This window comes from Novacetimonas hansenii JCM 7643, assembly GCF_000964405.1.
Lineage (GTDB): Bacteria > Pseudomonadota > Alphaproteobacteria > Acetobacterales > Acetobacteraceae > Novacetimonas > Novacetimonas hansenii.
The window spans coordinates 1-23,065 of the sequence record NZ_BANE01000056.1; the positions used below are offsets into that span (position 1 = coordinate 1).

20 protein-coding genes and 1 other RNA gene are annotated in these 23,065 nt (G+C 61.7%); 7 read left to right on the plus strand and 14 right to left on the minus strand.

What is annotated here, in order from left to right; all coding sequences use genetic code 11:
- Window positions 1-102: 102 nt before the first annotated feature.
- Window positions 103-1,272 carry a serine hydrolase domain-containing protein gene (locus B7G66_RS04210; protein WP_003621205.1) on the minus strand — a complete coding sequence of 390 codons (1,170 nt, stop codon included), beginning with the start codon at window positions 1,270-1,272 and terminating at the stop codon, window positions 103-105.
- Window positions 1,273-1,388: 116 nt separating this feature from the next.
- On the opposite strand from B7G66_RS04210, the gene B7G66_RS04215 reads away from it, so the two are divergent.
- A complete protein-coding gene (locus B7G66_RS04215; protein WP_040512538.1) occupies window positions 1,389-4,085 on the plus strand; it encodes a M16 family metallopeptidase in 2,697 nt (898 codons plus the stop codon).
- Window positions 4,086-4,284: 199 nt separating this feature from the next.
- On the opposite strand, the gene rpsA is transcribed toward B7G66_RS04215, so the two are convergent.
- Window positions 4,285-6,000: a 30S ribosomal protein S1 gene (gene rpsA / locus B7G66_RS04220; RefSeq protein ID WP_048858863.1), complete on the minus strand. Its 1,716-nt coding sequence runs from the start codon at window positions 5,998-6,000 to the stop codon at window positions 4,285-4,287.
- A 274-nt stretch (window positions 6,001-6,274) separates the two neighbouring features.
- Entirely contained in the window at window positions 6,275-6,913 is a 639-nt protein-coding gene (gene cmk, locus B7G66_RS04225) for a (d)CMP kinase (protein ID WP_003621210.1), read from the minus strand.
- A 309-nt stretch (window positions 6,914-7,222) separates the two neighbouring features.
- Between cmk and B7G66_RS04230 the strand changes: the two genes are divergently transcribed.
- Entirely contained in the window at window positions 7,223-7,555 is a 333-nt protein-coding gene (locus tag B7G66_RS04230; protein ID WP_003621212.1) for a TIGR02300 family protein, read from the plus strand.
- Between the two features lie 106 nt (window positions 7,556-7,661).
- On the opposite strand, the gene B7G66_RS04235 is transcribed toward B7G66_RS04230, so the two are convergent.
- The 9 genes from B7G66_RS04235 to B7G66_RS04275 form a co-directional block, all read right to left on the minus strand.
- On the minus strand, window positions 7,662-8,069 hold the full coding sequence (locus B7G66_RS04235; RefSeq protein ID WP_003621214.1) for a dihydroneopterin aldolase: 408 nt from the start codon (window positions 8,067-8,069) through the stop codon (window positions 7,662-7,664).
- A gap of 5 nt (window positions 8,070-8,074) precedes the next feature.
- On the minus strand, window positions 8,075-8,890 hold the full coding sequence (locus tag B7G66_RS04240) for an SDR family oxidoreductase (protein ID WP_003621217.1): 816 nt from the start codon (window positions 8,888-8,890) through the stop codon (window positions 8,075-8,077).
- On the minus strand, window positions 8,887-9,483 hold the full coding sequence (recR, locus tag B7G66_RS04245; protein WP_003621218.1) for a recombination mediator RecR: 597 nt from the start codon (window positions 9,481-9,483) through the stop codon (window positions 8,887-8,889). Before recR ends, B7G66_RS04240 begins: the two co-directional genes overlap by 4 nt.
- 19 nt (window positions 9,484-9,502) lie before the next feature.
- The gene (locus B7G66_RS04250) at window positions 9,503-9,826 is read right to left on the minus strand and encodes a YbaB/EbfC family nucleoid-associated protein (protein ID WP_003621220.1); all 324 of its coding nucleotides are present in this window, start codon (window positions 9,824-9,826) and stop codon (window positions 9,503-9,505) included.
- Window positions 9,827-9,848: 22 nt separating this feature from the next.
- On the minus strand, window positions 9,849-11,921 hold the full coding sequence (locus B7G66_RS04255; RefSeq protein WP_003621221.1) for a DNA polymerase III subunit gamma/tau: 2,073 nt from the start codon (window positions 11,919-11,921) through the stop codon (window positions 9,849-9,851).
- A 73-nt stretch (window positions 11,922-11,994) separates the two neighbouring features.
- Window positions 11,995-12,091, minus strand: an RNA gene (ffs, locus tag B7G66_RS04260) — signal recognition particle sRNA small type.
- Window positions 12,092-12,187: 96 nt separating this feature from the next.
- The gene (gene ggt / locus B7G66_RS04265) at window positions 12,188-13,933 is read right to left on the minus strand and encodes a gamma-glutamyltransferase (RefSeq protein WP_371861379.1); all 1,746 of its coding nucleotides are present in this window, start codon (window positions 13,931-13,933) and stop codon (window positions 12,188-12,190) included.
- A 100-nt stretch (window positions 13,934-14,033) separates the two neighbouring features.
- Complete coding sequence (map, locus tag B7G66_RS04270) at window positions 14,034-14,843, minus strand: type I methionyl aminopeptidase (RefSeq protein WP_003621225.1); 810 nt, start codon at window positions 14,841-14,843, stop codon at window positions 14,034-14,036.
- 163 nt (window positions 14,844-15,006) lie between these two features.
- On the minus strand, window positions 15,007-16,155 hold the full coding sequence (locus tag B7G66_RS04275; protein WP_040512541.1) for a D-alanyl-D-alanine carboxypeptidase family protein: 1,149 nt from the start codon (window positions 16,153-16,155) through the stop codon (window positions 15,007-15,009).
- Window positions 16,156-16,445: 290 nt separating this feature from the next.
- Between B7G66_RS04275 and clpS the strand changes: the two genes are divergently transcribed.
- Both clpS and clpA read left to right on the plus strand, forming a co-directional pair.
- A complete protein-coding gene (gene clpS, locus B7G66_RS04280; protein ID WP_231106219.1) occupies window positions 16,446-16,904 on the plus strand; it encodes an ATP-dependent Clp protease adapter ClpS in 459 nt (152 codons plus the stop codon).
- 155 nt (window positions 16,905-17,059) lie between these two features.
- Window positions 17,060-19,399: an ATP-dependent Clp protease ATP-binding subunit ClpA gene (gene clpA / locus B7G66_RS04285; RefSeq protein WP_003621230.1), complete on the plus strand. Its 2,340-nt coding sequence runs from the start codon at window positions 17,060-17,062 to the stop codon at window positions 19,397-19,399.
- Window positions 19,400-19,658: 259 nt separating this feature from the next.
- Here the strand turns inward: clpA and B7G66_RS04290 are convergent, their stop codons facing one another.
- Window positions 19,659-20,228: a YqgE/AlgH family protein gene (locus B7G66_RS04290; protein WP_225578785.1), complete on the minus strand. Its 570-nt coding sequence runs from the start codon at window positions 20,226-20,228 to the stop codon at window positions 19,659-19,661.
- Between the two features lie 212 nt (window positions 20,229-20,440).
- Here B7G66_RS04290 and B7G66_RS04295 point away from each other — a divergent pair, with 212 nt between their 5' ends.
- The 3 genes from B7G66_RS04295 to B7G66_RS04305 all read left to right on the plus strand — a co-directional run bounded on the left by B7G66_RS04295 (window position 20,441) and on the right by B7G66_RS04305 (window position 22,742).
- Window positions 20,441-21,199 carry an SDR family NAD(P)-dependent oxidoreductase gene (locus B7G66_RS04295; protein ID WP_003621234.1) on the plus strand — a complete coding sequence of 253 codons (759 nt, stop codon included), beginning with the start codon at window positions 20,441-20,443 and terminating at the stop codon, window positions 21,197-21,199.
- A 9-nt stretch (window positions 21,200-21,208) separates the two neighbouring features.
- Window positions 21,209-22,150, plus strand: a complete 942-nt coding sequence (locus tag B7G66_RS04300) for a polyphosphate kinase 2 family protein (protein WP_003621236.1) — start codon at window positions 21,209-21,211, stop codon at window positions 22,148-22,150.
- A 94-nt stretch (window positions 22,151-22,244) separates the two neighbouring features.
- On the plus strand, window positions 22,245-22,742 hold the full coding sequence (locus tag B7G66_RS04305) for a DUF3465 domain-containing protein (protein WP_003621238.1): 498 nt from the start codon (window positions 22,245-22,247) through the stop codon (window positions 22,740-22,742).
- 76 nt (window positions 22,743-22,818) lie between these two features.
- Here the strand turns inward: B7G66_RS04305 and B7G66_RS18370 are convergent.
- Window positions 22,819-23,065: hypothetical protein (locus B7G66_RS18370; protein WP_206778184.1), on the minus strand; the 247-nt coding region annotated here is incomplete at its 5' end.

Consider the following 23,065-nt stretch of genomic DNA (forward strand, 5'->3'; position numbering starts at 1 on the left):
TAAAAAGCTTCGAAAGACGCTGCCTTTTTGAAAAAAGGCAGCACTCAGAAACTTTTCTTGTTTTTTATCAACGACTTGTTTCCAAGCAGTCTCTTACCCCTATTATTCCCCATACACAGCCCGCACGACCGCATCTGGATAGGCCCCGGCCATTCCCGCCAGGGCCGTATTGCTCAGCATCACAATGGAAATGCCACGCGCACGGTCCACCGTCCATTGGTGCCCGTAAACCCCGCCCCAGGTAAAGCTGCCTGGCGAAAGCGGCGTACGCGCCATGGCAGGATCGGTTACGATCGCCCCGCCAAAGCCAAAACGCCGCCCGCGGTCAAGCGGCCCCATCGGCAGGTTCCCCACGGCATTCGCCCCGAAACGTTGGGCGGATTGGCGCGACAGGATGGGGTCGCCACCACGGCGCACGGCCTCCAGGAACATCATGAATTCTTCCGCCGTTCCCACCATGCCCGCCCCACCCGATGGATAGGATGCGGGGTCGCGAATACGATCAGGCACGAAATGGATTTCCGACACCCCACAACCAGGTAACAGCCGCGACAGGCGATAATCAGCGGGCATGCGCACCGGCATGGGGCGGGCATCTGCGTAACAGGTCGCCAGCATCAGATCCGGCGGTGCATGAAACCCCGTACGCGTCCATCCGCCCAGCCGGTCACCAATATGACGCCGCACCAGATCCGGCAGGGACGCATTTCCCACCTGTTCCAGCACGCCACCCATGACATCCAGCCCCAGCGAGTAAGCCCAGCCTTCCCCCGGGGGAAAGACAAGTCGCACCTGCGCCAGGCGTCGCAGGTTTTCATGCAGCGACAGGCCAGGTTCCGCCAACCCGTCGGAAACACCGGCACGGGCATAGGGATTGTCATCACGCGGAAACTGAAACCCGTAGGACAGGCCACTGCTATGGCTGAGGAGCAGGTGCAACGGGATCTCCGCCTCCCCCCCATCCGGCAGGCGCGGGCGGAAGAACGGCAGGTAGCGCGACACCGGCGCCCCAAGGTCCAGCACCCCGCGTTCCGCCAGTGCAAGCGCCAGTGCCGTCACGACCGGCTTGGTCAGCGAGGCCAGCCGGAAACAGGTATCCAGATGCATCGGAATGGCGGATTCGCGATCGCGCATTCCTGCCGCATGACGCAGCACGATGCGACCATCCACCGCGACCACCACGACCGCCCCAACCACACGCCCACTGGCGATCGCATCATCCATGACACGCACCACACGTGCGTGCATGGCATCACTCTGCATCTGTGTCATCACGGCGGCCTTTCGCGTCTTTCGGGCACTTCCCTGACATAGGCCATATTCCCCCTGTCACGCAAAGGGCGGGCATGAACTGGTCCCACCGCACAAAGCGGCGTAACCTGTCGTGCATGAACAAACGCCTGTTTCCCACGTTGTTTACCCTCCTCATGGCGGGCAGCAGCCTCCTGTCCACACCCGGATGGACAGCCCCCCCGGCACGGCAGGCCCCTGCCACGCCCATACAGCCCACGACCGAGGCCCCGGTACGCACGACGCTGCCCAATGGCATGCGCATCATTATCGTGCCTGATCGCCTGGCCCCGGTCGTCACGACGGAAATGAACTACCTTGTCGGTTCCGCCGCTGCGCCGCGCGGGTTTCCCGGCACGGCACACGCGCTGGAACATATGATGTTCCGTGGCAGCAAGGGACTGGACAAGGACCAGCTTGCGGCCATCGGCGCGCGGATGGGGGGCAATTACAACGCCGACACCACCGAAAGCACGACGCAGTTTTTCTATACCGCCCCGGCCGAAGACCTCGACATCGCACTGCGGATCGAGGCACTGCGCATGAACGGCCTGACCCTGTCGGACGCGGACTGGAAACATGAACGTGGCGCCATTGAACAGGAAGTCTCACGCGATCTGTCCAGCCCCGGATATCAGTACCTTTCCCGCCTGCAATCCATCCTGTTCGCGCATACACCCTATGAACATGACGCACTGGGGACACGCCCTTCATTCGATCGTACGGATGCGGCGATGCTACGCCGGTTCTATCGTGACTGGTATGCGCCCAACAACGCCATCCTGATCATTACCGGCAATGTCGATGCGGATCAGGCCCTGGCCCACGCACGCGACATCTTCTCCCCTTTGCCCGCGCGTTCCCTGCCCCCCCGCCCAACGATCGAACCGGGCGCGGTGCAGCCGCAACTGCTGCACTTCCCCACCGATTATCCCATCGGGCTGATCGCGATCGCCAGCCGCATGCCCGGACAGCGCGCCCGCGATTACGCCACGGCACAGATCCTGTCCGACGTGCTGTCCAGCCAACGCGGCGCACTTTATGACCTGGTGCCAGAGGGCAAGGCACTGCTGACCGGGTTCGATTACGCGCCCAAGGCGGATGCCGGAATTGGAATCGCACTGGCGGCCTTCCCTGCGGGGCAGGACCCGTCCACCTTGTTGCAGACACTGCGTGACACGCTGGCCTTGTTACAGGCACATGGCGTGCCGTCCGATTTGGTGGATGCCGCGCGGCGCAAGGAACTGGCACAGCTTGGCTATGCCGCCAACAGCATTTCAGGGCTTGCGGAAAGCTGGTCCGAGGCCGTGGCGGTCATGGGCCTTGATTCCCCCGACGCGTTGGCAAGTGCCTATGCCTCGGTCACACCAGAGGACGTGAACCGTCTGGCCCGGCAGGTACTGGACCCTGCACAGGCCGTGACGGCCATCCTGACACCGCGCAGTTCCGGCCATCCGGTGGCGGGCAAGGGGTTTGGTGGCTCTGAATCCTTTGCTGCCCCGCCTGACCATCCGGTGGTCCTGCCGCAATGGGCTCAAAAGGAGCTGATGACGCTGTCGCCCCCCACCCCGATTCCCGCCCCCTTCAGTTATGTGCTGCCCAATGGGCTGCACCTGATCGTGCGACCCGCCCATGTCAGCCATACCGTCAGCCTGTATGGCATGGTGCGCCAGAACTCCGACATGCAGGAACCCGCGGGGCAGGAGGGGATTGCCGATATTACCGATGAACTGTTCCATTACGGCACCACGACCCATGACCGCGTCAGCTTCCAAAAGGCGCTTGACGATATTGCCGCAACCGAAAGTGCCGGGTCGGATTTCAGCCTGAACGTGCTGGCACAGGATTTCGACAAGGGCCTGCGCCTGTTGGCCGACAATGAACTGCATCCTGCCTTCCCCGAAAAATCGTTTGCGGTGGTACGCATGAATACGGCCTCCTCTTTGGCGGGGATGCTGCAATCACCGGATTACCTGCTGGGACGCGCGGTGAAAGCCGCAATTTCCCCCCCGCATGACCCGTCATTGCGCCAGGCGGACCCGGCACGGGTCATGAAGCTGACGCTCAAGGATTGCCGGGCTTTTTATAATGCGGCCTATCGCCCGGACCTGACGACCATCATCATCACCGGCGACATCACCCCGCAAAAAGCGTTGCAGGCGGTGCGCGCGACATTTGGCGCATGGCATGCAACAGGCCCCACGCCCACGGTGGACCTGCCACCACGCCCGGACAGCCATGCCTCCGTCGCCCGCGTGCCGGACGAATCCAGCCTGCAGGACAGCGTGACCCTTGCCGAAAGCCTTGGACTGACGGCGCGTGATCCAGATCATTTCGCCCTTACATTGGGGAATGAGGCGCTTGGCGATGGTTTCTCCTCGCGGCTCTATCGTGATCTGCGGGTGCGCACGGGATACGTTTATACCGTGCGCAGCCATCTTGCATGGAACCGGCAACGCGCGGCCTATACCATCACTTTCGGTGCAGACCCGTCGAAGGTCGCCCCCGCCCGCGATGCCGCAATCCATGATGTGGCCGACATGCAGGCCCATCCGCTGGGTGAAGATGAGCTGACGATGGCCAAGGCCAGCCTGCTGCATGGCCTGTCGCTGCAACAGGCCAGCCTGGATTCGATTGCCGCAACCTATCTGCACCTCAGCAATCTTGGCCTGCCACTTGATAACGGGAATATGGCTGCCAGTGCTTATTACAACATGACGGCGCAGGATGTGCAGAAGGCCTTTGCCCGCTGGCTGCGGCCCGCCGACATGGCCGAGATCATCAAGGGGCCGTAAGGGACTGATAACGCCAAAAGTTTTTGGGTGCCGCCTTTTTTCAAAAAGGCGGCATCGTTGAAGCTTTTTGAAAAAGCTTCACCAGAAACTTCTTTATGATCCAGGTCTGTCGAACGTGACGGACAATAAAAAAGGGCGGTACCAGAAGGTACCGCCCTTTTCGCATTCCCTACCCCGAAGGGCAGGGAACGGACCGATATCAGTTCTCGGCGTTACGACGACGGATCGCAGCACCCAGAATATCGCCCAGCGACGCGCCGCTGTCGGACGAGCCGTATTCGTTGATCGCCTGCTTGTCTTCCTCGACCTCACGGCCGCGGATCGTCAACGCCAGCTTGCGGGCCGCACGGTCAACAGACACGATCTTCGCATCGACGCGTTCGCCAACCGCGAAACGCTCCGGACGCTGATCCGCCTTGTCACGGGCCAGTTCGGCGCGACGGATGAAGCCGGTCAGCACGTCGTCAACCTTGACTTCGATGCCGTTGGACTGAACCGCCGTGACGATGCAGGTCACGATCGCGCCCTTCTGCACCTTGCTCAGGGTGTCGGCCGCCGGATCTTCATGCAACTGCTTGATACCAAGCGAGATGCGTTCCTTTTCCACATCCACGTCCAGGACCTTGGCCTTGACGACCTGACCCTTTTCGTAATGCGTCATGGCGACTTCGCCCGTCTCGTCCCAGGACAGGTCGGACATGTGAACCATGCCGTCGATGTCCGCGGACAGGCCGATGAACAGGCCGAATTCCGTGATGTTGCGGATTTCGCCCTCGACCACGGAACCGACCTTGTGCTCCTCGGCGAACTGCTCCCACGGATTGCGCTGGACCTGCTTCAGGCCAAGCGAAATGCGACGCTTCGCGCTGTCCACATCAAGGACCATGACGTCGACTTCCTGCGAAGTGGCGACGATCTTGCCCGGATGGACGTTCTTCTTCGTCCAGGACATTTCGGACACATGCACCAGACCTTCGACGCCCGGCTCAAGCTCAACGAACGCACCGTAATCGGTGATGTTCGTGACGCGACCGGTATAGCGGGCACCCGGCGGATACTTGATCGCCACGTTCTCCCACGGATCGGCCTCAAGCTGCTTCATGCCCAGCGAGATACGCTGCGTGTCGGGGTTGAAGCGGATGACCTGCACGCGGACCGGCTGACCGATCTGCAGGGCCTCGGACGGGTGGTTGATACGCTTCCACGCGATGTCCGTGACATGCAGCAGGCCGTCAACGCCGCCGAGGTCAACGAACGCACCGTAGTCGGTGATGTTCTTGACCACACCGTCGAGGATCATGCCTTCCTTCAGGCCCTGAATCAGCTCGCTGCGCTGTTCGGCGCGCGTCTCTTCGAGGACGGCGCGGCGCGACACGACGATGTTGCCACGCGCACGGTCCATCTTCAGGATCTGGAACGGCTGCGGCACACCCATCAGCGGGGTGACGTCACGCACGGGGCGAATGTCCACCTGGCTGCCGGGCAGGAACGCCATCGCACCGCCAAGATCGACCGTAAAGCCACCCTTGACGCGGCCATAGATCGTGCCGTTGACGCGCTGGTTGCTTTCGAACGCCTTTTCAAGGTTCGTCCACGCTTCCTCGCGCCGCGCCTTTTCACGCGACAGCACGATGGAACCGTCACGGTCCTCGTAACGCTCGACAAACAGTTCGATGACATCGCCCGGCTTCACGTCGGGGGTCACGCCCGGCGGGCCGAATTCCTTAAGGGCGACGCGCCCTTCGCTCTTGAGCCCGACATCAACGATCGCGAATTCATCCGTCAGGCGGACGACGCGACCGGTAACGACGGAACCGTCAAATGCGCTGTCGCGGCCCAGGGTCTCTTCGAGAAGGGCTGCGAAGTCCTCGCCACCCGCGTATTCGGCGGTAGGCTGTGTTGTGGCTGAAGCCATGAGTTACTTGTAAATCCCGTATCCGGTCGGCCCCAGCGGGAAGGACCGGAAAATCCTGCGCCCCGCCTCATGATCCTGTATGACCCTGATCGGAACGTCTTGCCCGGCTGCGATCCATGACACGGTCATGGCATGCCTGACGGCCAACACGAAAACACGCCCCACACCGCCACGGATGACGGCACGGCAACATTTCCAAGCACAGACACCCTATGACCCGTCCGTGTCAATAAAAACGTAAGGGGCGCGCAGAAATATCGCCCACAAATGCGTGTCAGCGCGTCATGCGCGCCACGATGCGCAGCGCCTCGGCCAGGACTTCGTCCGCGCTCATGCTGTCGGTTTCGATATGGACCGCGTCAGGGGCCGCACGCAATGGCGCCGCCGCGCGCGAGGAATCGGCCGCGTCACGGTCCTCAAGCTCCCGCGCGACGCGGGCGATCTGTTCCTCCCGATCGGGGGCATTGGGGTCGGTGGCCATCTGTTCCCACCGTCGCCGGGCACGCGCGTCCAGCGATGCGGTCACAAACAGTTTTACCCGCGCATCGGGAAAGATCACGGTTCCGATGTCACGCCCGTCCAGCACCGCGCCATGGCGGGCCGCGAAATCACGCTGTATCCCCACAAGGATGCGCCGCACCGCAGGTTGCGCCGCGACAAGGCTTGCCGCGCGATCCACCGGCGGGACACGCAGGTCGGTACGCGACAGATCCGCCAGCGTGACGCGGCGGGCCTGATCATCGGCAGGGGCGGTGGGGTCAAGTCCGGCATCGAGCATGCGCCGCCCCGTCGCACGGTACAGCAGCCCGGTATCGAGGTATGGCAGGTCGAGCGCGCGCGCCAGCCGCAACGCCAGCGTGCCCTTGCCCGCCGCCGCGGGACCATCAACGGCGATGACCAGCGGCGCGGTCATGCCATCATTCCCACGTCATGCCCACGCCCGCCCCGGGGCGACAGGAACGGGGAACAGGACGGCGGACGGCCACAAACAGGGGGCGTCACACCCCGAAGCGGTAACATCTGGGCTGTTTTCATACCCTTCCAATTCCGAATTCCTGCGTCGGGTGTCAATCCGATATTGACACAAAAACGTCCCCTCCCCCATTGCATGGGGCGCATCGTTTGACATACGCCAAACAAACTGGCATGGGGCTGCGCCCTTTTGCCACATCGCGACGGTGGCTTTAATTCCTTTGCACAGAACAGGATCGACAGGTTCAAGATGGCCCAGCCCAACCTCGGCACCAAGCGCGTCTGTGTCTCCTGCAGCGCCCGCTTTTATGACCTGAACAAAAACCCGGCAGTCTGCCCGAAATGCGGCGCAGAACAGCCCGTTGAACTGCCGCGCGTGCGGCGCCCCGTGGAGCCGGCCACGCCCGATTCCGCAAAGAAGTCGGCCCCCGATGACCTCGATTCCGATACGGATCTGGACACCGACGCCGATGCCGACGCGGATGACGTGATGGAAGACGAAGTCGGCCTTGACGACGATGACGACGATATCAGCAGCGCCGACATCGACCTGAAGACCGACAAGGAAGACCACGACAACTGATCCCCGCCCTGACGGCGGCTGTGGCGGTGGCGCCACCGGCACGCCATGCCAGTGGCCACCCCCATGGCGGCGATGTGCGCGGCATGACGGCCGCGCATCGCCGCGTTTACGGTGCGTGAAGCGGGTTGCGGCGTTCGATTTCGACCCCCACGGCCCGCGCATCGTCAAAGATATCCAGCTTTTCCACGCGAATCCGTGCGACGCGAATCCGTGCATCCCGTAACATCCCTGCCGCGATCCGCTCGGCCAGCGTTTCCACAAGCTGTACATGGCCCTGTCGCACAAGATCGCGCACAAGCAGCACCACGTCTTCGTAAGAGACCGTGCGGTGCAGTTCATCCGCCCCCACATCCAGTCCCGGGACATCCGCCACGCCAAAGGCGACATTGACGCAGATACGCTGTGTCACACCCTGCTCATGCGCAAAAACACCGATATTGGCATCAAGCAGCAGGTCACGCACGAAAACACAGCGCAACGGCGGCTGGTCCGGCCATGGTGGAAAAACCGACATATCTGTCAGGCTCCTGTTTCAGGGGGACGCCGTGCGCCCGATGGTGCGGCGGGCGACCACTGAAGATGCTGCCCCCCATCAAGGGCGAGCATCTGCCCCGTGACGGATGGCATGCACAGCAAAGAAAGCGCGGCGTGAGCGACTTCATCCACTCCCGCCCCGTATCCCAGCGGCAGGGACGCGCATTGCCGGGCGAACTGTGCGGCACTCTGCCGTGGCGTGGGCAGGACAGGTCCCGGCCCGATGGCGTTGACCCGGATTCCATGCGGCGCCAGCGCCAGCGCCATGCTTTGCGTCAGGGACCATAATGCCGCCTTGGAGACGGTATAGCTGACAAAATGCGGTGTAAGCGACCAGACCCGTTCATCGAGCATGTTCAGCACCATCCCCTGCCGCCCCGCGGGCATCTGCCGCGCAAAAGCCTGCATCAGGACGAAAGGCGCGCGCAGGTTGGGCTCCATGTGGATATCCCATGCTTCGCGCGTTGCGCTATCCCACTCATCCCGTTCAAAGACGCTGGCGTTATTGACCAGAACCCCCAGCGGGCCAAGGGCATCACCGGCCCGTGGCAGCAGCGAACGGACCTCGTCCTCGCACGACAGGTCAGCACGCAGGATGCATCCCCTTCGGCCAAGCGCGATGATATCGGACAGCGTACGCCGCGCCGCGTCCGCGCTGTGGTTATAATGGATGGCCACGTCAAAGCCGTTTCGCGCCAGTTCCAGTGCGATGGCGCGCCCAAGGCGTGCGGCCCCGCCGGTCACCAGCGCGACGCGCGCGATACCGGGCGGAACGGGCCAGCGCATCACGGGTGCGGTCATGCCGGACGCCGCGCCATCAGGGCGGCGGCAAGCGTGCCGTCATCCAGCACATCAAGCGCACCACCAACAGGCACGCCCTGCCCCACCCGGCTGATGGGAATATTGAAACGCAGCAGGCTGTCATGCAGCCAGTGCATGGTCGTCGCGCCATCGACCGTGGTGCCCAGCGCAAGGATCACCTCGCGCACGCCCCCGGCCTCCAGCCGTGCATAAAGCGGTGCGACATTCAGGTCATCCGGCCCGACGCCATCAAGCGCCGACAGGGTTCCCCCCAACACCTGATAGACGCCGCGATGGACACAGGCGCGTTCCAGCGCCCAAAGATCGCCCACATTTTCCACCACACAGACCAGCCCATGGTCACGTGCCGGGTCCGCGCAGATCGAACACGGATCACAGGTATCAAGGTTGCCGCATGACGAACAGGTCCGCACCGCACGTGCCGCCTGTTCCATCGCGTGCGCCAGCGGCAGCATGCGGGTCTGTGGCTGGCGCAGCATGGCAAGGGCGGCACGACGGGCCGAACGGGGACCAAAGCCCGGCAATCGTCCCAGCAGGGTAATCAGCCGCTCGATCTCGGCACCGCCCATCATACAGGTTCCCGGTGCGGGATCAGAACGGGAACTTCATGCCACCGGGCAGGTTCAGGCCGCCGGTGACCTTCTTCATCTCCTCGCTCGCCGTAGCGTCGAGCTTCGCACGCGCATCACTGCATGCCGCAAGGATCAGGTCCTGCAGCATGTCCATCTCCTCCGGGTCGGCCAGCTTGGGGTCGATGCGGATCGCCTTCATGTCCCCCTTGCCGTTCAGGGTGATCTGCACCATCCCCGCGCCGGAGCTTCCCTCGATCACCATGGCTTCAAGCTTGGCCTGCATTTCTTCCATACGGGCCTGCATCTGCGTGGCCTGCTTCATCAGGCCGGCAAGGTTCTTCATATTGTGTCTTCTCCTTTGGGCGTCAGTCGTCGGTCGGCAGATCGTCTTCATCCACCAGTTCGGCATCCAGTGGCGCGAATTCCAGATCCGGGGCCAACATGGCTGGGATGATCTCTTCGGGCGGAAGGCCGTAATCGTCAAGCGCGTGGTCCGTCACCTGTCCCAGACGGGCGGATGGAAATGCCGCCATGACCGCTTTTACCAGCGGATGGGATGCGGCATCCGCACGATGGAGCTGAATGATCTCCGCCCCCTGCTCCGCCAGGGTGGCTTCGCCCTCGTCTTCACATGTGCGGATTTTCCACGACGGATCGCCCGTTTCGGCACGCAGCAGGGTTTCCAGCCGTCGCGCAAGCCCGGCCATCGCCGCGGCCTCCACCCGGATACGGATTTCGGGGGCCGCAAACGCCACCAGATGTGTTGAATGGCGCAGATGCCCATGCAGCATCGCATCGCGCCCTGACACAAAGGCCACGACCTCGCGCCATGTACGCAACTGCGGCGCTGCCGGGATGGCTGGCACCGGCGTCGCGGGGGCGGCAGTCATGGGATCGGCGGGATCGGCGGCAACAGCATCAACGCGCACACCGCCATTGGCCACCATGCGCAGGCTCGCACCACCTGTCGGTCCACCCTGTAACGGCCCACCTGAGGTTGCGCCCCCTGTTATGCCGCCCGTTACGTCCTGTGCGACAGCAGGCCGTGGGGCAGCCGCCTGCGCGCCACCCGCCGATGGCTGCGGCAAAGACGCGGGGGCCGTAACCTGCGCCGTCGCGCCCCCCGTCGCACCATCAAGCACCTGCCGCACCAGATCGCCTGGCGGCGGCAGGTCCGCCACATAACACATGCGGATCAGCACCATTTCGGCCGCCTGCCTGCGATCGGGGGCGTGTTCGACCTCGCCCTGCCCCTTGAGCAGCATCTGCCATGTGCGTCCCAGCACGGGAACGGACACGCGCTCTGCGATGGCAAGGCAGCGTTCGCGCTCCATCTGCGGCATATCGGCACTATCACGCAGGTTCGGCACCGCCTTGAGCCGGGAAACCGAATGGATCAGGTCCAGCACATCGGCCAGCATCACCCCAAGATCCGCCCCACGGGCAAACACCTCGTCCGTGATCGTCAGGGCCTGGTCCGGCCGACCCGCCAGCACGGCGTCAAGCAGGTCAAACACCATACCCCGGTCCGCCTGCCCCAGCATGCCGCTGACCAATGTGGCGTCGATCGGCGCGGCATCGCCCTGCCCCTCACCATCCAGCGTCCCCTGCGCAATGGCCTGATCCAGCAGTGACAGCCCATCGCGCACCGACCCATCCGCCGCACGGGCGATCAACGCCAGCGCATCGGGCGCGAAGGCCACGCCTTCCGCCGCCGCGACCCGCCCGAAATGCGCGGCCAGCATATCCTGTGGCACACGGCGCAGGTCGAATGTCTGACAGCGCGACAGCACCGTCACCGGCACCTTGCGCAATTCAGTGGTGGCAAAGATGAACGTGACCTGGGACGGCGGTTCCTCAAGCGTCTTGAGCAACGCATTGAACGCGTTGCGCGACAGCATGTGGACCTCATCGATGATGAAGACCTTCATTCGGCCCTGAATCGGGCGGAAACGTGTGGAGTCGATGATCTCGCGCACATCATCCACACCCGTGCGCGAGGCGGCGTCCATTTCCATGACGTCGGGATGGCGGTCGGCCAGGATCGCGACACAGTTGGGACACACGCCGCACGGATCGGCGGTCGGGCCGCCCTGCCCGTCCGGGCCGGTGCAGTTCAGGGCGCGCGCGATGATCCGCGCCGTCGTCGTCTTGCCCACCCCCCGCACACCGGTCAGCATGAAGGCATGCGCGACCCGGCCCAGTGCAAAGGCATTGCGCAGGATACGCACCGTGGTGTCCTGCCCGATCAGGTCATCAAATGTGGTGGGACGATATTTACGGGCCAGCACGCGATAGGGTGCGGCCTTCTCCATCAGGGCGGACGGATTCGACACAACGGGGGAAGGCGCGTCGCCAAACAGGCCCGGGCCATCATCCGCAGGCGGGGACGGCAGGGCTTCCTCCCCGGAACGATCCTGATCCGAAGAAGCGTTCATTGATGCATCCGGCCTTGGTGAATGGTGCGCGCTGCATCCTGCGACACAGGACGGCAGGAACATATATTCAGGGGTGGAAGACCGGACACATAACCCGAGTGAAACTCACTGCGGCTGCTTCCTTCCGGATCTGACCGGGTTGGCAAGGCACCCGTCTACGGCCGATCTTCCACGGGCTTCATAACACATACACCCCGGTGCGGCACAAGGGGCTTTGTTCGAAAAAATCCCCCAGATGCCATTCCCTCTGTCATCATCCGTTGCCGTTATTCCCCGACGGCCGCGCTGGTGCTGTGACGACGGTCGGCCCCACCGTAATAACGGTCAGCCCCCGGCGCGCCCAGGCTTGGCCCACCGACAAGTATCCCCTCCGCCACGCCCCAGTGGGGATAGACCTTGAAGCTGTAGCCTTCATGCTGAAGCTTTGCGATGACACCGGGCGTCAGCGCACCAGCTTCCATCTGCACCGGTTCGGGCTGCCATTGTTCATGCAACCGTGGCAGGTCAACAGCGTGCTGGATGTCCAGCCCGTAATCAATCACACCCAGCACGACCGACAGGACAATGGTGGGAATGCGCGATCCACCCGGGCTGCCGATCACCATCACCGGTTTTCCATCACGCGAAATGACGGTTGGCGTCATGGAAGAAAGCGGCGTCTTGCCCGGCGCGATCTCGTTCGCCTTGCTACCGATGATCCCGAACATGTTGGGCGAACCCGGACGGGTGGAAAAATCATCCATCTCGTCATTCATGAACACGCCCGTACGCCCCGCGACCATGCCCGCCCCGAACCATCCATTCAGCGTATAGGTCACTGCAACCGCATTGCCATCACGGTCCATTACGGAATAATGGGTCGTCTCCTGCCCCTCGGTCGCGGCAATGCCGGGCCTTACGCTGGCCGATGGCACCGCACGGGCGTTGGGGATGGCGGCACGGATCTGGCGCGCGTAATTCACATCAAGCAGATGATCGACCGGGTTGGACACGAACGCCGGATCCCCCAGGTCCTGCCGGTCAGCATAGGCATGGCGCATGGCCTCGACCTCACGCTGCACGGCAGGCACGGTATAAAGCCCGAGGCGATGCATGTCATAGCCCGACAGGATGTTCAGCATTTCACACAATGCAACGCCACCGCCGCTGGGCGGGGGGGCGGTGTCGATATGATAGCCACGGTAATCGCACGTCAGTGTCGGCAGGATACGCGGCCTGTATCCTGACAGGTCAGCACGCGTCAGCAATCCGCCGCCGCGACGGCTGGCACGCACGATCTCACGCGCGGTGCGGCCTTCGTAAAACCCATCGGTACCCTTGCGCGAAATCCGTTCAAGAACACGGGCAAGTTCGGGCTGCACCAGGCGATCCCCCACCCGAAGGCCACTGCCGTCACTGTGCAGGAACGACCGCCGCGCCACGGGATCACGGCGGAAATCATCATTGCCATGCGAAATCAGTTCGACATCACCGGGCACAAGGACGAACCCGTCACGCGCCAGCGCGATGGCGGGCGCCATCACCTGCTTGCGCGGCAGGTGGCCCCAGCGCTGCCGCGCAAGTTCCAGCCCGGCGACGGTGCCGGGAATCGCCACGGCCTTCCACCCCTTGGTCGAAAGGCCGGCAATGACGTTGCCGTGCGGGTCCTGGAACATTGTAGCAGTCGCGGCACCGGGCGCATGCTCACGGAAATCAAGGAAAATCGCGGGACCATTCGCCGGGCGAAGGGTCATGAACCCGCCACCACCAAGGTTGCCCGCCGCCGGATAGACAACGGCAAGGGCATACCCCACGGCCACGGCGGCATCGACGGCGTTCCCGCCCTCGTGCAGGATACGCGCGCCAACCTGCGACGCCAGGGTCTGGGCGGAGACGACCATCCCCTCGTGCCCGCCCACGGGCGGGGGCGATGCCACCGGCACGGACGCGCCACCAAATGCAAGCGGGTCATCCTGCACCACGGGGGCGGAAGCGGTGGCGGCACAGGCCACCCCGTCCGACAGCAGCAACATACCCGCAAGCAGCAGGCCACCCGCCCGGCGTGAAGGGGAAAGACGCAGACCTGCGACCATTTTCATATTCCTGACAGACAGTGACATGCCGTGATCCCGCTTAACCGGCAGTCTTGTAAGGCGGCTTGTTCAGACCGGCGGGTGAATAGGTAAAGACCTCGCAACCGTCTTCGGTCACACCCATCATATGTTCGAACTGGGCCGACAGCGAACGGTCGCGCGTCACGGCGGTCCAGCCATCGCCCAGGATCTTTACATCCGGGCGACCGATATTAAGCATCGGCTCAATCGTGAAGAACATGCCAGGGCGCAGGACGACCCCATGCCCCGGACGGCCATAATGCAGCACATTCGGTGCGGCATGGAACGTCCGGCCGATGCCATGGCCACAGAAATCGCGCACCACGGAAAAACGCCGCTCTTCCGCATAGGTCTGGATCACATGACCCACATCCCCAAGCGTAGCCCCCGGACGCACCGCCTTGATGGCCAGCATCAGCGATTCATAGGTGGCATCAATCAGGTTCTGCGCCTTTATCGACGGCGTGCCGACCGTGTACATACGGCTGGTATCGCCAAACCAGCCATCAAGGATGACAGTCACGTCGATATTGAGGATATCGCCGTCCTTCAGCGCCTTGTCACCGGGAATGCCATGGCAGACGACGTGGTTGATGGAAATGCAGCTTGCCTTTTCATACCCGCGATAACCGATCGTGGCGGACACCCCACCCTGCGCGACCATGAAGGCATGGATGCGGTCATCAAGTTCGCCAGTCGTCACCCCCGCCTGCACATACGGCGTAATCATGTCGAGCGTCCGCGCCGCAAGCTGCCCCGCCGCGCGCATGCCAACAAAATCCTCGGGGGAGTGCAGGACGATCGCGCCCTCGTTCATGTCGCCATCCATGCCGATATCCCTTCGTCGCTAATCATCGCGTGATCACACCCGTGCCGCATGGACCATCGGGGCATGATCCCGACGCCATGATATGGTGGGTGCGATGCCATCCCATGAACGGCGACAGGTTCTATACCCCCATCGACGCGCCGTGTCAGCGGCAGAGGACGAGCTAGCTGCGCGTCTTGGCGTGGGCGGTGGCGACATGGTGCGCCTGCCCCATCCCGACAAGATGCACATGCGCACGCGCGGCGGGATGGGCATGCGATGTATGCGAGACCACATGCACGGCGGCAGGATGCGCCCCACGCCGCAGCCGGGCATACGAAAGCGGAATCGACGCATCGGCGACCTGCTCGGGGCCATCGGCGCGATAACGTGAACTGGCCAGCACCACACCACCATGCCCGAACGCCGCACGACGCCGTGCAGCGACCGTGTTGCGGGCCAGGACAAGCGGACGCTGGACGGGGGCGATTCCCTCCGCACGGAAACTGTCGTCGAGCAGGTCCGCCATCACGGCATTGCGCGTCTCGTTCGACGGGGCCCCCAGGACCACCCCGATCAGGCGCACATTGTCACGCACGGCGGAGGTAACGAGGTTATGCCCGGCAACGGCGGTATATCCGGTCTTGAGACCATCCGCACCCGGATAGGATTTGAGCATTGGATCATGATTGGGCACATAGCGGCCGCGGAAATAGAATGCAGGAACCGCGAAATAATGATAATATTCGCCGAAATCCAGTGCGATATGGCGCGCAAGCGTCGCAAGGTCGCGCGCGGAGGTCATCTGTTCCTCGTTCGGCAGGCCCGATGCATTGCGGAAGGATGTATCGTTCATCGACAGGCGCGCGGCCTGCTGCGTCATGATCTGCGCGAAGGTGCTTTCGCTTCCGGCGCCAAGGAATTCACCCAATGCACAGGCCGCGTCATTGGCCGATTTCGTCACAAGGGCAAGGATCGCCTCTTCCACCGTAAGATAGCTGCCGGGACGCAGGCCAAGCTTCGACGGTTCCATGGAGGCAGCATGCGCACTGACGGGCACCACCTGGTCGAGCGTGATGCGCCCCGCCCTGAGCGCCTTGAACGTCAGGTAAAGGGTCATCAGCTTCGTCAGGCTGGCGGGAAAGCGGCGCAGGTCAGCATTGGACTGCGACAGGACGGTGCCGGTACGGGCATCCATGACGATGGAGCTGATCTGCCCCACATATTGGGCGCGGGCCTGTCCCGCCCCGCCAAACAGCCCCGCGACCAGTCCACCCGCCACCAGCAGTGAAACCTTCACCCTGGTGCCGCGTGCAGTGAAAAGGCGTGTCATACGGCGGGGAAAAGGGGACATGCGGCGATCATCATCCAGTGCGGAACCGGGCGAGGACATTCCCGGCCTCCATCATATGACAATTAATTCTGTGACCATCCTAGACATCAGAAAGCACGGACGTCCAGAGCGGAATCGCAAAAATGGCCGAAACCCAAGGCAACTTTGTATTGCAGCGCCCCATGGCCCACCCCCTTCGCCACACGAAATCGCGAGGAGACGAAAAAATCATGCCCGATAATGGCACCAGCCCCTTCCAACGGGGAACAGAGTTCCAATATGGTAGGATCATGTCCGTCAGAAGCCTGCATTCCCCTGCTGCCACTATCTTGGTCGCCACTACATTGGCCACCAAGACCCTGCATGATCGCGGGACATCCCCGCGTGTACGCGCACATGGCGGCAACACCCCGCCGCGCAGGCCGGATGGCACGGGCGAAAATGGGAATGATGACGGGATGGCGGGCGTCGTCATCCGCACCCGGCCACAAACCCGCAAGCCGGCAATGTACAAGGTGCTGATGCTGAACGACGATTACACCCCGATGGAGTTCGTCGTCCACGTCCTGGAACGGTTTTTCCAGAAATCGCGTGAGGAGGCGACCGACATCATGCTGCATGTCCACAAACGCGGCGTCGGCGTATGCGGTGTCTTTACCTACGAAGTTGCCGAAACAAAGGTCACGCAGGTCATGGACCTTGCACGGCAGAACCAGCACCCCTTGCAATGCACGATCGAAAAGGACTGAGGCCACGATCAGGCATTTTTCCACCTTTGCATTCTTTCATGCGGATTTATGCAAATTTCCTCTGGCATTCCCCCCTCAACGGGTCAAAGATCATGATCGTCCGGTCATGATCCCCGGGGTCGCAATGGCCCCCTTTGGAAAAGGAGCGTCTCGGCATGTTGTCACGTAATCTGGAACAGACGCTTCATCGTGCGCTGACACTCGCCAGCGAACGGCGGCATGAATATGCCACCCTCGAACATCTTCTCCTCTCCCTTATCGATGACCCCGATGCGGTCACGGTCTTTCGCGCCTGCGGGGTGGACCTTGACAAGCTGCGTCACGACCTGACAGAATTCCTCGACAAGGACCTTGCCGGGCTTGCGTCAGACCGCACCGTTGACCCAAAGCCGACGGCGGCGTTCCAGCGCGTGATCCAGCGCGCCGCGATCCATGTGCAGTCCACTGGCCGCGACGAGGTGACGGGCGCGAACGTGCTGGTCGCCCTGTTCGCCGAACGCGAAAGCCATGCCGTCTATTTCCTGCAGTTGCAGGACATGACGCGCCTTGATGCCGTCAACTTCATCTCCCACGGGATTGCCAAGGCCCCGGAACGTTCGACGCGCCGCCCGGTCGCGGGCACGCCGTCCGAAGGGCCCGACCCCGAGCGTGAGGAAACCGGCAAGAGCCGGCAGAAAAACCAGGATGCGCTGTCGACCTATTGCACCAACCTCAATGACAAGGCGAGCGAAGGGAAGATCGACCCGCTGATCGGGCGCGATTCGGAAATCGAACGCACGATCCAGATCCTGTGCCGTCGCACGAAGAACAACCCGCTTTATGTGGGTGATCCGGGCGTGGGCAAGACCGCGATTGCCGAAGGACTGGCCAAGCGCATCGTCGAAGGCGACGTGCCCGAAGTGCTGCTTCACTCCACCATCTATTCTCTGGATATGGGGGCGCTGCTTGCGGGGACACGGTATCGTGGTGATTTCGAGGAACGGCTGAAGGCGGTCGTGACCGAACTCGATAACAATCCGGGCAGCATCCTGTTCATCGACGAAATCCACACCGTGATCGGCGCGGGCGCGACGTCGGGCGGGGCGATGGATGCGTCCAACCTGCTGAAACCCGCGCTGGCGGCGGGGACACTGCGCTGCATCGGGTCAACCACGTACAAGGAATACCGCCAGCATTTCGAAAAGGATCGGGCGCTGGTGCGCCGGTTCCAGAAAATCGATGTGGCCGAACCCTCCATCGACGATGCGGTGAAGATCCTGCGTGGCCTGAAGGTCAATTACGAAAAGCACCACAAGGTCCGTTATACCGATGATGCGATCCGTGGCGCGGTCGAACTGGCGGCGAAATACATCCACGACCGCAAGCTGCCGGACAAGGCCATCGACGTCATTGACGAGGTGGGCGCGTCACGCATGCTGGTGCCTGAAAACCGCCGCCGCAAGACCGTCACCCTGAAGGATGTGGAAGACATCGTCGCCAAGATCGCCCGCATCCCGCCCAAGAGCGTGTCGTCGGACGACAAGGAGACGCTGCGCTCGCTCGAACGCGACCTCAAGGGCATGGTCTATGGGCAGGACAAGGCGATTGAGGCCCTGACGGCGGCAATCAAGCTGTCGCGTGCCGGGCTGCGGGATGCGGAAAAGCCGATCGGGAACTATCTGTTCTCCGGCCCGACGGGCGTGGGCAAGACCGAGGTGGCAAAGCAGCTTGCCAGCACGCTGGGGATTGAACTGATCCGCTTTGACATGTCCGAATATATGGAACGTCATTCGATTTCGCGCCTGATTGGCGCACCGCCGGGTTATGTCGGGTTTGATCAGGGCGGGTTGCTGACCGACGCCATCGACCAGCACCCGCATGCGGTCCTGCTGCTTGATGAAATCGAGAAGGCACATCCTGACCTGTATAACGTGCTGTTGCAGGTGATGGATCATGGTCGCCTGACGGATCACAATGGCAAGACGGTTGATTTCCGCAATGTCATGCTGATCATGACGACAAATGCGGGTGCTGCCGACCTGAGCAAGGAATCCATCGGCTTTGCCCGTAACGGGCGGGAGGGGGAGGATGAAGAGGCCATCAAGCGCATCTTCACCCCTGAATTCCGCAACCGTCTCGATGCAATCATTCCCTTTGCGCACCTGCCGCCCGAAGTGGTGGACCGCGTGGTGGAGAAATTCATCTTCCAGCTTGAAGCCCAGTTGGCGGATCGCAATGTGATGATCGAGATTTCGTCGGCGGCGAAGGAATGGCTGGCGGAACGCGGGTATGACCGCCTGTATGGCGCACGTCCGCTGGGACGCGTCATTCAGGAAAACATCAAGAAGCCACTGGCCGAAGAACTGCTGTTCGGCAGGCTGGTCAAGGGTGGCGTTGTCAAGATCTCGCTTAAGGACGGCAAGCTGGACTTCGACTACATCTCCCACGATCCCGCGGCCTCGGCGGCGGAAGGGGATGAAGGCGACAATGAAAAAGAGTCCGAAGCAGCGGACTGAAACACAAGCTGACCTGAAGGTCGGTTGATATGGAACAGGGGTCGGTAACGGCCCCTGTTTTCATATGGGCACCTTAAATCACCAGCAGCGTGGCCCGCCTGAAAAAGCCCGTGGGCACGCCGCGCACCCAGTCAATAAAATTTCTGCCTGCTCTCCCTTGCTGGGGCAAAGCGGCAACTTTGTTTGCCCACGCCGAGGCACACACGCAGGCATCAGCCAGACGCCGGCCATGCCCCATATCGTGGGGCATGATGACCGGTTACGCGTTCCCGCTACAGGAACTGAACCATGCGGGGTCGAGATTTATGCTGGCCAGTGCCTGCCGCCACTTGCCCGCATGATCTGGGCTGAAGACGATCTGCTGCGTTGCCGGGGCACAGACCCATGCGTTGTGGCGCAGGATTTCATCTTCGAGTTGCCCGGCCTTCCAGCTTGCATGCCCCATTGCCAGCAGGGCATGCTGCGGTCCGGCGCCATCGGCAATGACCCGCAATATATCAAGACTGGCGGTCAGGACGGTGCTGTCATTGACGGCCATGCTGCCATTTCCTTCCCAATCGGCGGAATGCAGGACAAAGCCACGTGAACTGTCCACCGGGCCGCCGGCACACAGGCCGATCCGCCGCCGTGGCGGCACCGGCGCCACGCCAAGCTGTTCCAGCACATCATCAAGGACAGGCTGTGCCAGACGGCGGTTGACCACCAGCCCCATCGCCCCGTCTTCGGCCGAATGGGCACACAGGTAAATGACGCTACGCTCAAAGGGCGTATCCATCAGTGCCGGGGTCGCCACCAGCAAATGTCCGGTCAGGTCATGGCCTGCTGTCATGGATATTTTTGGCATGGCCTGAGGATAGAACCACATCCCCCCCCTTTTGCAACCGTTTCATGCAATACCTGTCCACATGGACGGAGCCTGGCACATGCGGGTTGCGAATTTGAATATGTCGCCCAACACCGCCACACTGTCTGGCCAGACATCCTTTACAACGAGACATCCTTTACAACCCGATACCCTGCATAAAACGAAAGGATCGCCACATGTCGAAGATCGCCCTTGTCACCGGTGCCACCGCCGGATTTGGAAAGGCCATTGCCGAACGGCTGGTACGCGACGGATATCGCGTGATCGCGACAGGCCGACGACAGGAACGACTTGACGCACTGGCGGGCCAACTGGGCTCGGCGCTGCTTCCTTTCCGTCTCGACATGATGGACAAGGCGGCCATCGCGTCCCTGCCCGATGCACTGCCGGCACAATGGCGTGCGATTGATGTCCTGGTGAATAATGCCGGCCTTGCCCTTGGTATCGCCAAGGCACAGGACAGCGATATCAGTGACTGGGAACGCATGATCGCAACGAATGTCACGGGCATGGCGGAACTGACACGCGTGCTGCTGCCGGGCATGATTGCGCGTGATCGCGGGCATATTGTCGCGTTGGGCAGCACGGCCGGGATCTATCCCTATGTCGGTGGCAACGTCTATGGCGCGACCAAGGCATTCGTGGAACAGTTCATGCGTAACCTGCGCTGCGACCTGCTGGGCAAGAATGTCCGCGTCACCAATATCGCGCCCGGCCTGTGCGGTGGCAGCGAATTCAGCAATGTGCGCCTGCGCGACGATGCAAAGGCGGCAGCCGTGTATGAAGGTACGCATCCCCTGCAACCCGATGACATTGCGGAAACGGTGTCCTGGGTCGTGAACCTGCCCGCCCATGTCAACATCAACCAGATTGAAATGATGCCGACCTGCCAGGCTGCGGGCGGTCTTGCCGTCGTCAAGGGCATGAAGGACTGAGTCATACCCATGCAGGACAAGACCAAAAGCAACACCGCATCCCAATCCGATGCCGCCACCATTGCAAAGCAGGTCGAACTGGCGACACGTTTTCGTATCACTGACGGGACGGATTTCAGGCTGTCCGCCCACCCGACACGTGCGGCGCAGGATTGCGGGCTGGCAAAAAAGGTTGGCAAGCGGCGACTGTATGAACGGATCGGCCACCTGTCGGAACTTCAGGCACGGCTATATGCCAATGGGCAATGGTCGATGCTGATGGTGTTGCAGGCGCTGGATGCGGCGGGCAAGGATGGCGTCATCAAACATGTGATGTCCGGCATCAATCCCGAAGGGGTCAATGTGACCTCCTTCAAGCAACCCGGCCCCGTTGAACTGGCCCATGACTATCTGTGGCGCGAACATCTGGCCCTGCCGCAGGGTGGGCATATCGGCATCTTCAATCGCAGTTATTACGAAGAAGTTCTGGTCACACGGGTGCATCCCGAAATCCTTGAAAACCAGAAAATTCCCCCACAACTGCGCAAATCCCCCACATTGTGGGATGACCGTTACCGCGATATCCGCCATTTCGAGGAATACTTGGCGCGACAGGGCACGGTAGTCGTCAAATTCTTCCTGCACCTGTCCAAGGATGAACAGCGCAAGCGTTTCCTGTCGCGCATCAACCATCCAGACAAGAACTGGAAATTTTCATCTGCCGATATCCATGAACGCGGATACTGGGACAGCTATCAGGAGGCGTATGAACAGGCGATCCGCAATACGGCAAGCCCACATGCCCCTTGGTTCATCGTCCCGGCGGACCAGAAATGGTTTGCCCGCCTGGTGGTGATCGAGGCGCTGATCGCAGCACTTGAACAACTCGACCTCCAGACACCCAAACTGGACGCCACGGCACGGGCGGAAATGAAAAAGGCACGCCAGCAATTGATGGCGGAAAAGCCATAGGCCCCATCTGCATATAACGCATGCGTGCGCGGGTCATTGACGCGCGCACGCATCATACGCATGGAAGACATGAAGTAACAGAATGAGGACTGTAATGTCGGCACGCCTGACCCTGCTGCGATCCGCCTGCGCGGGCGCCATGTTGATGACCGTCGCACAGGTGATGACCAGTGCGACCGCATGGGCATGGGGAGAGTCCGTTTCCGTTTCCCCCACCTGCGACAACCACAGGTTCCTTGAGGATCAGCGCAAGTTCGAGAACGAGGAACGCCATACCCGCAATGCCGACCTGGCCGAACATGTCTGCGGTCGGGTCATTGCCGTTTCCCGCGCGCGCCGGACGCGCAGTGGCTGGCACGGTTATTTCTATGTCGATGTAGGGTCGGGTATTTCCATCCGTATCGTTTCGGATCTTGACCGCATGCAGGCACCACAATGGCCATGGGTGGCCAAGGGTGATGATGTGGATGTTGTCGGGCGCTATTACTTCGACAATATGCGCAGTCAGGGCATCGACTGGACCCACCACGGCACAGGCCGGAACTGGCCCATCGCGGGATATGTAACGGTCAACGGGCACCGGTACGAATAATAGCCACACTGGTAACAGTCACACTGGGGATCTCTTCTCTTTTCAAGTAATCCCCTGAAAAGAGAAGAGATCCATGTTAAAAAAGACTGTCTGAAAAACAGGACAACCCACCATAATCCCAAGAATTTTTATGGTGAAACTTTTCCCAAAAAAAGCTTTGAAAACCATTGCATTTCTGAAAAAAAGACAACGCCCAGACGCTTTTATCATTGCCGATACAGTGGTTTGTTTTAGAGGCCATCTGAAAAGTCAGGCTCAATAACGCCCTGAAATTATAAAGTTTTTTGGTGAAGCTTTTTCCAAAAAGCTTCGAAAGACGCCGC

Excerpts from the sequence above, each read along its gene's own strand:
- B7G66_RS04240 (WP_003621217.1), bottom strand. The coding sequence starts at position 8,890 with ATGACCGCACCCGTGATGCGCTGGCCCGTTCCGCCCGGTATCGCGCGC.
- B7G66_RS04290 (WP_225578785.1), bottom strand. The coding sequence starts at position 20,228 with ATGACAGCAGGCCATGACCTGACCGGACATTTGCTGGTGGCGACCCCG.
- B7G66_RS04305 (WP_003621238.1), top strand. The coding sequence starts at position 22,245 with ATGTCGGCACGCCTGACCCTGCTGCGATCCGCCTGCGCGGGCGCCATG.
- recR (WP_003621218.1), bottom strand. The coding sequence starts at position 9,483 with ATGATGGGCGGTGCCGAGATCGAGCGGCTGATTACCCTGCTGGGACGA.
- ggt (WP_371861379.1), bottom strand. The coding sequence starts at position 13,933 with ATGTTGCTGCTGTCGGACGGGGTGGCCTGTGCCGCCACCGCTTCCGCC.
- B7G66_RS04230 (WP_003621212.1), top strand. The coding sequence starts at position 7,223 with ATGGCCCAGCCCAACCTCGGCACCAAGCGCGTCTGTGTCTCCTGCAGC.
- B7G66_RS04235 (WP_003621214.1), bottom strand. The coding sequence starts at position 8,069 with ATGTCGGTTTTTCCACCATGGCCGGACCAGCCGCCGTTGCGCTGTGTT.
- B7G66_RS04250 (WP_003621220.1), bottom strand. The coding sequence starts at position 9,826 with ATGAAGAACCTTGCCGGCCTGATGAAGCAGGCCACGCAGATGCAGGCC.
- rpsA (WP_048858863.1), bottom strand. The coding sequence starts at position 6,000 with ATGGCTTCAGCCACAACACAGCCTACCGCCGAATACGCGGGTGGCGAG.
- B7G66_RS04295 (WP_003621234.1), top strand. The coding sequence starts at position 20,441 with ATGTCGAAGATCGCCCTTGTCACCGGTGCCACCGCCGGATTTGGAAAG.
- B7G66_RS04255 (WP_003621221.1), bottom strand. The coding sequence starts at position 11,921 with ATGAACGCTTCTTCGGATCAGGATCGTTCCGGGGAGGAAGCCCTGCCG.
- B7G66_RS04210 (WP_003621205.1), bottom strand. The coding sequence starts at position 1,272 with ATGACACAGATGCAGAGTGATGCCATGCACGCACGTGTGGTGCGTGTC.
- B7G66_RS04215 (WP_040512538.1), top strand. The coding sequence starts at position 1,389 with ATGAACAAACGCCTGTTTCCCACGTTGTTTACCCTCCTCATGGCGGGC.
- B7G66_RS04300 (WP_003621236.1), top strand. The coding sequence starts at position 21,209 with ATGCAGGACAAGACCAAAAGCAACACCGCATCCCAATCCGATGCCGCC.
- clpA (WP_003621230.1), top strand. The coding sequence starts at position 17,060 with ATGTTGTCACGTAATCTGGAACAGACGCTTCATCGTGCGCTGACACTC.
- map (WP_003621225.1), bottom strand. The coding sequence starts at position 14,843 with ATGGATGGCGACATGAACGAGGGCGCGATCGTCCTGCACTCCCCCGAG.
- B7G66_RS04275 (WP_040512541.1), bottom strand. The coding sequence starts at position 16,155 with ATGACACGCCTTTTCACTGCACGCGGCACCAGGGTGAAGGTTTCACTG.
- cmk (WP_003621210.1), bottom strand. The coding sequence starts at position 6,913 with ATGACCGCGCCGCTGGTCATCGCCGTTGATGGTCCCGCGGCGGCGGGC.
- clpS (WP_231106219.1), top strand. The coding sequence starts at position 16,446 with ATGTCCGTCAGAAGCCTGCATTCCCCTGCTGCCACTATCTTGGTCGCC.